The sequence below is a fragment of the Blautia sp. BIOML-A1 genome (genome assembly GCF_009883055.1).
Lineage (GTDB): Bacteria > Bacillota > Clostridia > Lachnospirales > Lachnospiraceae > Blautia_A.
Map to the genome: position 1 here is coordinate 1 of NZ_WWVR01000032.1, position 11,617 is coordinate 11,617.

Genomic DNA, 11,617 nt, shown 5'->3' on the forward strand with positions numbered 1-11,617 from the left:
TAACTGTTCAGTACCCTCACAGTTACGAGTCAAAATGCATTCCAAATCACCTTCGGTGATGGCATTTTGCCTTGTATGTCTCGGGATTTTGGCAAAAACATGCCAAAACGCCTCGCGGGATACTACCTTCTGAATAGTTACGTATAAAGTTCGTTTAGATTATTGCTCATGTTTCCTTTCTGCTGTGCAGATTAGAACTGTTTTAAGAATCTTACGTCATTTTCGTAGAGAAGACGCATGTCGTCGATCTCATATTTAAGAAGTGCGATACGCTCAAGACCTACACCAAACGCAAATCCTGTATATTCATCCGGGTCGATTCCGCACATTCTCAATACGTTTGGATGAACGGTTCCACATCCGAGGATTTCAATCCATCCGGATCCCTTACAGAAACGGCATCCCTTGCCGCCGCACTTAAAGCAGGAAACATCCACCTCTGCACTCGGCTCTGTAAACGGGAAATGATGCGGTCTGAATTTTGTTTTTGTCTCCGGTCCGAACAGTTCCTGCGCAAACTCCTGAAGAGTTCCCTTAAGATCTGCAAATGTGATGTTCTTATCAATAACCAGTCCCTCGATCTGATGGAAGGACGGAGAATGTGTTGCATCTACTTCGTCAGAACGGAATACTCGTCCCGGTGCGATCATACGGATCGGCAGCTTGCCCTCCTCCATAGTACGTGCCTGTACCGGAGATGTCTGAGAACGGAGAAGAATGGAATCATTGATAAAGAATGTATCCTGCTCATCTCTTGCCGGATGATCCTCCGGAATATTCAGTTTGGTAAAGTTGTAGTCTGCATATTCCACTTCCGGACCTTCTACTACCTCGTAGCCCATTCCGATAAAAATACGCTCTACTTCTTCCAGCGCGATGCTGTTCGGGTGGCGATGTCCGATCTTTGCTTTCTTTGCCGGCAGTGTGACATCGATCACTTCCGCTTTCATTTTTTCTTCGCGAAGTGCTTCTTCTAATTTCTTTCTGGTTGCCTCCAGATGCTCTTCGATCTTAGTTCTTGTCTCGTTTACCATCTGTCCGACTTTTGGACGGTCTTCCGGTGCGACATCCTTCATACTCTTTAAAATTGCTGTCAGTTCACCTTTTTTGCCAAGGTAGGCAACTTTTACTTCATTCAGTTTCTCCGGACCATCTGATTCCTCGATCCGTTTTCTGGCTGCTTCTGCCAGTTCCTGAAGTTTTTCCTTCATATCCATGGTATTCGCTATCTCCTTTTTGTGTATTATTGATAACTGTTCAAATGGCAGTATCCCGCAAGGTGTTTTGGCATATATTTTGACTCGTAAAAATCTTTTGTGTAACAGGAACATTACGGAGTAATTTCCTATAAAGTAAAAAAAGGCCCCATCCCTGGAAAGGGACGGAGTCATAATCCGCGGTACCACCCTGTTTCCTGCATATGCAGGCACTTGAGTCATGCTTAACGCGCATCAACGTCATCTCCTACTGAAAAAAGTTCAGAGATGAAGCTCCGGCGGGAAAATGAGAAACTGTCTGAACTTAAGGGAGCTTACAGCCGCTGACTCCCTCTCTCTGAAAGAAAACAATTTCCTTGAAACGCCTTCAAAGCTTTTGGCTTATCTTTTCTTACTATGCCACATAGAAAAAAATCTGTCAAGATTTTTTTTGGTCAGCTGCCATACCGTAAGCTGTGCCTGGCGGAACTGATTCTCAAAATAGGCATTGATCTCCGCACCATAAAGCAAAAGATTCATGCAGCAGTACAGCCACAGCATGACCATGATAAGCGCCGACAGACTTCCGTACATATTGCTGAAGTTCGGGAAGAATGTAAAGTACAGAGAAAAAAAGTAGGAGAACAAAGACCACGCGACTGCTATGATAAACGCTCCCGGAACCTGACTCTTAAGAGAAGCCTTCCTGTTTGGCAGATACCGATACAATACCAGAAAAACAAGAAACAGTACTACAAACACCAGGAAGGTCTTGGCACTCAGAAACCGTCCCAATATTCTAGCCAGAAATGGTGCATAGATCACAAGAGCTGAGTGTATACGGTTTCCCATGACCAGCAGCAAAAGACTTATGATGATCGCAATTACAAACAGAAACATATACAGCATGGAGTATAATCTGTTCGTCAGCCAGTTTCGGGTTTCCTTTACATGGTAAATAACATTCAGACCCGCGATCAGAGACTGCATACCCTTACCTGAGGACCACAGTGCAAAAAGTGCTGAGATTGGTACGACCGCCGCGCTCCTTGTGAATACCTCTGCGATGATGCTGAGGACAAAATCCTGAAGGTTTGTCGGAACAAACCCTATGACCGCCTGCCTGAGCATTCTGTAGGTCAGCGGGGTATATTGAACCAGTGCGGTGAGGACCAGCACAAAAGGGATAAACGACATGATCAGAAAGTATGCCGCCTGTGCAGCGTAGGCACCGATATGGTCGGTTTTGATTCTGTCCATGAATCCCAGGATCAGCTGCACCGTGCCTTGGACTTTCTTATTTTCCATTCTTTCTCTCCTAATCCACAAGTTTATCTTTTATTTTAGCATAGTTTGTACAATGTGACAAGTTTTGGTTCGTTTTTCGTCATAATTTCCATCAACTTTATTACTTTCGTAACTGTTCACAGGTAATATCCCGCGAGGTGTTTTGCCATGGATATGGCAAAATCCCGAGACATACGGGGCAAAATGCCATCACCGAAGGTGATTTGAAATGCATTTTGACCAAGTTACTGTGAACGGAGTGAACAGCAACTTATTTCCACTCCGTTCACGGCATCTTACATCCCGCTCCTTTTGCAGGTATCAGAACATCTCCTCAAGTTCTATATCCCTGAAAAAATAATTCAGGATTTCCTCATAGGTATAGCCTTCTTTTGCCATCTCATTTGCGGCAGTCTGGCTCATTCCCACGCCATGACCGTAGCCTCCGCCCTTCAGCGTGACCCCTTCCTCATCCTGCTTCAGAATTTCAAAATAGGCACTGGGAAGCAGCTGGCCCCCGTCCACTGTACTGCCGTTTCTTTCTGTGATCCGGCATCCCCCGGGCGAAAGGAATTCTCTTATAGCGTATTCCCCATTCAGGTTCTGGCTTCCGCTCTCTGTCGCGACTGCAAGCTCTGTCACCGCACCGCTCTGGCTTTTTTTCTGGACAGAAACAGATTTCAGCCTTCCTGTCAGTTTCAGAAGTGAGGCGGCTTTTTCTTCCAGATTTGACCAGGGGATTCTGACCTCCCATGCACTCCAGGGTTCCTTTTCGTCAAATTTACAGGGGACACTCTGCAGCCAGGACGCGGCTTTATGAGCTCCCCAGATTTCATCCGTACTGGTCACTCCGGCAGAGGTCGAAAAATAATATGCCTCCACCGGCTGTCCATCCTGGCAGATGATCTTCCCTTTTGTTTCTTCCACGGCTCTGGAAGAAGCCTCCTGCGGCGCTATGTTCTGATAAACCTGGCAGCTCACACTGTCATCAACATCCGCACCATACTCAGAAAACCTCCCCTCCTGCATCTGTTTCCATGCATAGGTCCTCGCACAGACCGCCTGTGCTTTGAGAGCTTCCATCTCATAGGCAGAAGGCATTTCGCTTGGAACAACAGCTTTGAGATATTCCTCCAGAGAAAGGATATTGATCAGCAAAAGTCCCTCTTCACACGGTCGGATCTCCATTCTCCCACTGTATACAGGCATACCGTACTGTCTGTTGATCGATGGAATGCCAATGCCGTTTTCCTGCTCCGGGATTGAAATAATTTCTCTTCTGCCATGCAGAATTTTTGCCTCATATACCGTCTCTTCTTCATCCAGGGAAATTGTCACTGAATCATGGTATACCGACTGAAAATCTGAATCCGTAAGTACTACCCTAATCTCAGGTTCTGACCTGTGTTCTTTCATCTCTCCAGCTGCTGTGCTGCCATACACACACATTTTATTCAACAGCACCACAAGTAAAATTACATTCACATAAAAAAATCTGGTTTTCCTCATAATCCATTATATGAAGAAAACCAGAAATCATAGCTGTTTTTTCTTGTTTGCAATTCATCTCACCGCCTATAGAGGTGGGAGAATCCTTGTTATATCTTGTTAAATTATCTGTCAGCTGTGAACAATTATGATTATTTCCTTACGGAGAATCTGTAGACTGTTTCAGAATGATACCTCTCCCCTGCTTCCAGAATCGGAGAATGGAAGTTCTCTACATTGACAGCGTTCGGCTCAACCTGAGTCTCCAGGCAGAAGGCCTCGCGTTTATTGTAAACATGTCCGTTCTTACCATGTTCATCCTCCACAAAGTTTGCCGCATAGAACTGTACGCATGGACAATCCGAAAGAACATCCATCTGGATTCCGGATTCTTCTGACCATGCAGATGCGATCTCACGGATACTTGCCTTGTTATAGCCGTCTGTTACATAATTGTGGTCAAAACCACCGGTAAATCTAAGCTGTTCAAAGTCAGCCCCGATATCTCTGCCGATCTGCTTAGCGGTTCGGAAATCCATCGGAGTTCCCTCCACAGGCGCATTCTCGCCAACCGGGATTGAATCCTCGCGGACAGGAGTGTATTCCTGTGCATGGATGGTAAGATACTGATCCATCGCAGTTCCACTTCCCTCTCCACTTAAGTTGAAGTAGGAATGATTTGTCATATTGGCAACGGTCGCCTTATCACTTACGCCGAAATAAACAATTCGAACTGCGTTCTCCTCCGTCAGTTCATAGGTAACAGATACCTCAAATTCTCCCGGAAATCCATTCTCACCATCCGGACTGATCCTGGAAAGAGTAACGGCATTCTGCGTCTCCTCAACAGAGGCCTTCCACAATTTCTTCTCAAATCCATCCGGACCACTGTGAAGGTTATTCTTGCCTTCATTCGGTGTCAGTTTCACTTCCTGACCATCGATCATAAATCTGGAGTCTGCAATACGGTTTCCGCTTCTGCCGATGCACGCTCCAAAAAAGCAGCCATTTACGAAATAACTCTCAAGATTATCATAACCAAGGACAACATCTGTCAGTCTGCCTTCCTTGTCCGGTACACAGATCTTCACCAGGATCGCACCATACTGTGAAACTTCTATGTAAGCCCCTGACTTGTTCTCAATGTGATAAAGATGTGCCTCCTCACCTGAAGGCAGATTTCCAAAAACTTTCTCTGTTACCATGTCGGTTTCCTCCCACGTCGTTATTCAAAAAAAGAGCCATTATACATGGCTCATTCTTTCTAATATACCCCGGAATGCCGTTCCCTTCCATTTGACGCCTAGCTTTCGCCAGGTTGGGTGTCCTCAACTGATGATCTGCCTTCCACGACGAGAGGCCTGACATCACAGCAGCGATGTTGGATTCCCTATTAATAAATGTAGGTTCAAATAAAAAAAGGGGCATCGCACATTCCAGGAATTTCTTTTCTTGTTTTATTGTACTCTATTGTATGCGATTTTTCAACAGGAAATACCGAAAATATTTCAGATTATTTCGCAACAAAGTTGATGATCTTATTTGGTACATAGATTTCTTTGATGAGGTTCTTGCCTTCAAGGAAGGAAGCAATTCTCTCATCAGCTTTGGCAATCTCAAACGCCTTTTCTTTCTCACAGCCATTCGGAAGAACTACGGTTCCTCTTACTTTACCGTTTACCTGCACACCGATCTCAATGGTCTTGGCAACGGTTTTGCCCTCATCATATTCCGGCCACGGAGCAACTGCAAGCAGACCCTCGCCTCCCAGGAATTCCCAGATTTCTTCGCAGAGATGTGGAGCAAACGGGCTTAAGAGCTTAACGAAGATCGCAAGGTCTTCTTTGCCGAGGCGTCCTTCTGCTGTGATCTCATTGAGCAGAGTCATCAGGCTGGCGATCGCTGTATTGAATTTCAGGTTCTCAATGTCAGAGGAAACCTTCTTGATGGTACGGTGAAGCTTCATCTCCAGTTCATCAGAAACAGGTTCCTCAGAAAGAATGTCTGTCAGTCCTGCAACACGGTCAAGGAATTTCTTACATCCTTTCACAGAGCTGTCGCTCCACGGAGTTGCTGCGCCGTAATCTCCCATGAATAGTACATAGGTACGAAGAGTATCTGCGCCATATTCTTCTACGATATCAAGCGGATCTACAACGTTACCCTTGGATTTACTCATTTTGTCTCCATCCGGTCCGAGGATCAGTCCCTGGATGGAACGCTTCGCATATGGTTCCGGTGTGTTGACAACACCCAGATCATACAGGAAATGATGCCAGAATCTAGAATAGATCATATGTCTGGTAACATGCTCCATACCACCGTTGTACCAGTCAACCGGCATCCAGTATTTCAGCTTGTCCATATCAGCAAGCGCATGGTCATTGTGCGGATCTGTATATCTCAGGAAATACCAGGAAGATCCGGCCCACTGAGGCATGGTATCTGTCTCACGTTTGGCTTTGGCACCACATTTCGGGCAGGTGCAGTTTACGAAAGAATCAATTTTGGCAAGTGGTGACTGTCCGTCCTCACCCGGCTCAAAGTCCTTGACATCCGGCAGACGAAGCGGAAGTTCTTCTTCCGGCACTGCAACAACACCACAATGCGGGCAGTGGATCAGCGGAATCGGCTCACCCCAGTATCTCTGACGGTTGAATGCCCAGTCTTTCATCTTGTACTGGACGCCGGCTTTACCGATGCCTTTCTTCTCAAGTTCTTCCAGCATACGCTCGATAGAATCTTTCTTATTGGTATATCCGTTGAGGAATTCGGAGTTGACCATCTCGCCGTCACCTGTGTAGGCTTCCTTGGTGATGTCGCCGCCTTTGATGACTTCAATGATATCAATGCCGAATTTCTTTGCGAAATCATAGTCACGCTGGTCATGTGCCGGCACTGCCATAATCGCGCCTGTACCATAACCCATCATTACATAGTCTGCAATGTAGATCGGGATTTTCTTGCCGTTTACAGGATTGATGCCCTCAAGACCCTGGATGCGTACACCTGTCTTGTCTTTGACAAGCTGAGTTCTCTCGAACTCTGTCTTCTTGGCACACTCATTACGGTATGCTGTGATCTCATCCATGTTTGCGACTTTGTCTTTGTATTTATCGATGATCGGATGCTCCGGTGCGATTACCATGAAGGTAACACCGAACAAGGTATCCGGTCTGGTTGTATAGATCTCCAGTTTCTCATCGATTCCGTCGATGTCAAAGTTTACAAAAGCACCCTTGGACTTGCCGATCCAGTGAACCTGCTGCTGCTTTACGTTCTCAGGATAGTCAACATCATCCAGTCCTTCGAGAAGCTTGTCGGCATACTGAGTGATTCTCAGATACCATACGTCCTTGGATTTCTGTACAACATCACTGTGGCAGATATCGCATTTGCCGCCCTGGCTGTCTTCATTAGAAAGAACAACCTTACAATGCGGGCAGTAGTTTACAAGAGTTCTGTCTCTGAATACAAGACCCTTCTCAAACATCTTGAGGAAGATCCACTGTGTCCATTTGTAGTAATCTTCATCTGTGGTATCGATCACACGGCTCCAGTCAAAGGAAAATCCAACTTTCTTTAACTGGTTGGAGAATCTCTTGATGTTCTCATCTGTGATCACACGTGGATGCTGTCCTGTCTTGACTGCATAGTTCTCGGTAGGAAGTCCGAATGCATCAAATCCGATCGGAAAAAGTACATTGTATCCTTCCATACGACGTTTTCTGGAAATAACTTCAAGGCTTGAATATGCTTTGATGTGTCCTACATGCATACCTGCACCACTTGGATATGGAAACTCTACCAGGCCATAGAACTTAGGTTTGTCGCTATTGTCCTTGGCTTCGAAGACTTTGCTCTCTTCCCATTTCGCCTGCCACTTGGGCTCAATTTTCTTAAAAAAGTATTTCATTTCTATGGTTCCTCCAACATTGTTATCTAAAAACCAATTTTAATTCAATAAACTGCTTTTGTCAATGGCTCTGTTGCAGTACTGAAGCGGCGATATGGAAAAAAATCCTTCGCCCCAGATCAATGAGGCGAAGGACTTTGGTCATTCTGTCGATAATTCTGCTGTCAGATTAGTTACTGTTCACTCCGTTCACAGTAACTTGGTCAAAATCCATTCCATATCACCTTCGGTGATGGGATTTTGCCCCGTATGTCTCGGGATTTTGTCATATACATGACAAAACACCTCGCGGAATATTACCTGTGAACAGTTACTCAGATTATTCTGCTGCATCCAGTTTGCTTGCTCTGGCTTCGATCTCCTTGGCCTGAATATCATTCGGAGCCTGCTCATAGCGTGCGAACTCATAGGAGAAGTCACCGCTTCCGCCGGTCATGGAGCGGAGTGTTGTGGAATATCCATAAATCTCAAGCTGCGGAACGTCCGCTTCGATAATGGTGTTGCCTTCGTGATCCGGATTCATGCCGAGAACACGGCCACGTCTCTTGTTGAGGTCACCCATAACATCACCGGTATATTTATCCGGAACCGTTATCTTCATGCTTACGATTGGCTCAAGAAGTACCGGAGATGCATCCATAAAGCCCTTCTTGAATGCCAGGATCGTTGCCATCTTAAATGCCATCTCGGAAGAGTCTACCGGATGATAGGATCCATCATAAAGAGTTGCCTTAACACCAACTACAGGATAAGCTGCCAGAGGTCCCTTCTGAACGCTTTCCTGAAGTCCCTTCTCAACTGCCGGGAAGTAGTTCTTAGGAACAGCGCCGCCTACAACAACCTGCTCAAATACATAAGGTGTCTCCAGATCTCCGGATGGTTCGAAACGCATCTTGACATGTCCGTACTGTCCATGTCCACCGGACTGTTTCTTATGTTTGCCTTCTACATCAGAGTTCTTGCGGATAGTCTCACGGAAAGCTACCTTCGGTTTGGAAAGTTCCACGTCTACTTTATAACGTTCTTTCAGTTTACTTACTACTATATCAAGATGCTGATCGCCCATACCATAGAGTAAAGTCTGTCTGTTGGCAGAGTCATTGACTGCACGGAGAGTCTTGTCCTCGCTCATCATCTTGGCAAGGGCCTGTGCGATCTTGTCCTCATCACCTTTCTTGACTGCCTTATATCTCTTGTAAGTATAAGGAGTGGAAATGATAGCCTTCGGATAGAGAACCGGAGCTGCCTTGGTTGCAAGGCTGTCACCGGTCTGTACGCTTGCAAGCTTCGCGATCGCACCGATATCACCAGCATGAAGTTCCGGAACCTCGATCGGCTTGGAGCCCTCGAGAACGTATAATTTATTCAGACGTTCTTCTTCACCCTTCTCAACGTTCAGAAGAGTATCATCGGATTTGATAACACCGGAGACAACTTTAATAAGAGAATATTTACCAAGGAACGGATCTGCGATCGTCTTCCATACATATGCAGATTTCGCTTTGGCAAAGTCATAGTTCGCCTCAAAGATCTCGTTGGTCTTCTGAGAAATACCGTTGCAGGAACGCTTGTCCGGACTCGGGAAATATCCGCAGATATCATCGAGAAGGTTGGATACACCGCGCAGGTTGATCGGGGATCCCATGCATACCGGAACGATGCTTGCATCCTGTACATTCGTTGCAAGAGCTGCAGAAACTTCTGTTACGGAGAAAGTATCTCCCTCGAAATAACGGTCCATGAACTCTTCACTGGTCTCAGCAACAGATTCCATCAGAGTTTCATGATATTTCTCAAGGTATTCTTCCAGATATTCCGGAACATCGCAAGGCTCCTTGCCTGCTTTGTCGATATATCTTCGGCCGGCCTGCTTCACAACATTCACATAACCGACAAACTTGCCATCCTCACGGATCGGGAAATGCAGAGGTGCGATCTTCTTGCCGTAAAGCTCGGTAAGCTCCTCTACTACCTTACGATAGCTGACATCGTCCACGTCCATATCTGTTACAAAAATCATACGAGGTAATTTATATTTCTCGCAGAGATTCCATGCCTTCTGTGTACCGACCTGAACCCCGGCCTTACCGGAGACAACGATGATGGCTGCATCTGCTGCACTTACCGCTTCCTCTACTTCTCCTACAAAGTCAAAATAACCAGGAGTATCCAGGATATTGATCTTCACCTTATCCCACGGAACCGGGATCACAGATGTGGAGATTGAAAACTTTCTCTTGATCTCCTCCTTATCAAAATCGCTGACGGTATTTCCATCTTCTACTCTGCCAAGACGACTTGTCATTCCTGCCAGATATGCCATTGCCTCTGCTAATGTGGTCTTGCCGGATCCTCCGTGACCCAAAAGAACCACATTGCGAATTCGGTCAGTTCTATAAACGTCCATATGTAATACCTCCCTGTATGTCTGATATGTCCATATTTTACTAAAATTCTTTCAACTTTTCAAGTATTTTATGTAATTTTAACAACTTTTTTTGAGCTATTTTTGCAATTATTCATCGAATTCACCTATTTTATAGCTTTATTTGACATTTTTCATCGTATCTTTTAAAATAAGTACATAGTTTTGTCTATAAATAGACTCGGAAAGGATACAGACATCATGAAAACCATCGGTTTTATCGGGCTTGGCCTGATCGGAGGATCTATTGCAAAAACGATCCGCAAGTTTCATCCGGATTACCACATCCTCGCATATGCAAAACACAAGGAGACTCTGGCTACTGCACTGAACTGCGGTGCCATTGACGGCGTACTGGAAGAGAAAGATGACCGTTATCGCAGCTGCGACTATATTTTTCTCTGTGCTCCGGTAGAATATAATATTGAATACCTTAAATACCTCAAGGATATCATAAAGGACGGATGCATCATCACAGATGCCGGAAGCGTCAAGGGACCGATCCACAAGGCAGTCGAGGAGCTTGGCATGGAAAACTGCTTTATCGGCGGACATCCCATGGCTGGTTCCGAACGTTCCGGATTTGAGTATTCCTCAGATCATCTTCTCGAAAATGCTTACTATATCCTGACGCCGGGCGGACAGGTTCCTCTCGAAAAGATCACCGAATTTTCTGAACTGATCGACTCTCTTGGTTCGATCCCGATGGTCCTCACCTGTGAGGAACACGATTTCATCACCGCCGGTGTCAGCCATCTCCCACATATCATCGCGTCCACACTGGTAAATCTTGTCAGGGAGCTGGATAATGACGCTGAATACATGAAGACGATCGCCGCAGGAGGTTTTCGTGATATCACCCGTATTGCCTCCTCCTCTCCGGTTATGTGGGAACAGATCTGCCTCGAGAATCATGAGAATATCTCCCATGTGCTTGACGAATACATCAAGATGCTGATCCAGGCCCGCTGTTCCGTTGACAATCTGGAGGCAGAAACTCTCTATGATATGTTTGCAAATTCCAGAGATTACCGTGACTCCATCGACACAACCTCCTCCGGCCTTATCAACAAGACCTATGTTCTTTATATTGATATTGTCGATGAAGCAGGTGGAATTGCCACAATTGCCACAATCCTTGCTATGGAGGGAATCAGTATCAAGAACATCGGCATCATCCACAACCGTGAATTTGAGCAGGGTGTCCTGAAGATTGAATTCTATGAGGAAGATGCCATGAAACGCGGAACTGCACTTCTTAAGAAGCGAAATTATATTGTATACGAACGGTAGGTTGATCATAAT

Annotated in this window: 7 protein-coding genes, 1 other RNA gene and 1 other annotated feature; of the genes, 1 reads left to right on the forward strand and 7 read right to left on the reverse strand. The window is 45.6% G+C overall.

Features of this window, described 5'->3' with window-relative positions; genetic code table 11:
• Positions 1-191: 191 nt before the first annotated feature.
• From pheS to GT674_RS12930, 7 genes are all read right to left on the reverse strand, one after another.
• On the reverse strand, positions 192-1,211 hold the full coding sequence (gene pheS / locus GT674_RS12900) for a phenylalanine--tRNA ligase subunit alpha (RefSeq protein WP_161286109.1): 1,020 nt from the start codon (positions 1,209-1,211) through the stop codon (positions 192-194).
• Positions 1,212-1,374: 163 nt separating this feature from the next.
• Positions 1,375-1,597 (reverse strand) — a binding site (T-box leader).
• 1 nt (position 1,598) lies between these two features.
• Positions 1,599-2,504, reverse strand: a complete 906-nt coding sequence (locus GT674_RS12905; RefSeq protein WP_161286084.1) for a YihY/virulence factor BrkB family protein — start codon at positions 2,502-2,504, stop codon at positions 1,599-1,601.
• A 300-nt stretch (positions 2,505-2,804) separates the two neighbouring features.
• Positions 2,805-3,899 (reverse strand): SpoIID/LytB domain-containing protein, encoded by a 1,095-nt coding sequence (locus tag GT674_RS12910; RefSeq protein WP_243149126.1) that lies wholly within the window; start codon positions 3,897-3,899, stop codon positions 2,805-2,807.
• A gap of 224 nt (positions 3,900-4,123) precedes the next feature.
• Complete coding sequence (locus tag GT674_RS12915; RefSeq protein ID WP_161286085.1) at positions 4,124-5,176, reverse strand: aldose epimerase family protein; 1,053 nt, start codon at positions 5,174-5,176, stop codon at positions 4,124-4,126.
• Positions 5,177-5,238: 62 nt separating this feature from the next.
• Positions 5,239-5,417: non-coding RNA, 6S RNA (ssrS, locus tag GT674_RS12920), on the reverse strand.
• Between the two features lie 67 nt (positions 5,418-5,484).
• Positions 5,485-7,887 carry a leucine--tRNA ligase gene (gene leuS, locus GT674_RS12925; RefSeq protein WP_161286086.1) on the reverse strand — a complete coding sequence of 801 codons (2,403 nt, stop codon included), beginning with the start codon at positions 7,885-7,887 and terminating at the stop codon, positions 5,485-5,487.
• Positions 7,888-8,206: 319 nt separating this feature from the next.
• Positions 8,207-10,294 (reverse strand): elongation factor G, encoded by a 2,088-nt coding sequence (locus GT674_RS12930; RefSeq protein WP_161286087.1) that lies wholly within the window; start codon positions 10,292-10,294, stop codon positions 8,207-8,209.
• Positions 10,295-10,513: 219 nt separating this feature from the next.
• Here GT674_RS12930 and GT674_RS12935 point away from each other — a divergent pair, with 219 nt between their 5' ends.
• Complete coding sequence (locus tag GT674_RS12935; protein ID WP_161286088.1) at positions 10,514-11,605, forward strand: prephenate dehydrogenase; 1,092 nt, start codon at positions 10,514-10,516, stop codon at positions 11,603-11,605.
• Positions 11,606-11,617: the final 12 nt, after the last annotated feature.

Excerpts from the sequence above, each read along its gene's own strand:
- pheS (WP_161286109.1), bottom strand. The coding sequence starts at position 1,211 with ATGAAGGAAAAACTTCAGGAACTGGCAGAAGCAGCCAGAAAACGGATC.
- GT674_RS12905 (WP_161286084.1), bottom strand. The coding sequence starts at position 2,504 with ATGGAAAATAAGAAAGTCCAAGGCACGGTGCAGCTGATCCTGGGATTC.
- GT674_RS12910 (WP_243149126.1), bottom strand. The coding sequence starts at position 3,899 with ATGAAAGAACACAGGTCAGAACCTGAGATTAGGGTAGTACTTACGGAT.
- GT674_RS12915 (WP_161286085.1), bottom strand. The coding sequence starts at position 5,176 with ATGGTAACAGAGAAAGTTTTTGGAAATCTGCCTTCAGGTGAGGAGGCA.
- leuS (WP_161286086.1), bottom strand. The coding sequence starts at position 7,887 with ATGAAATACTTTTTTAAGAAAATTGAGCCCAAGTGGCAGGCGAAATGG.
- GT674_RS12930 (WP_161286087.1), bottom strand. The coding sequence starts at position 10,294 with ATGGACGTTTATAGAACTGACCGAATTCGCAATGTGGTTCTTTTGGGT.
- GT674_RS12935 (WP_161286088.1), top strand. The coding sequence starts at position 10,514 with ATGAAAACCATCGGTTTTATCGGGCTTGGCCTGATCGGAGGATCTATT.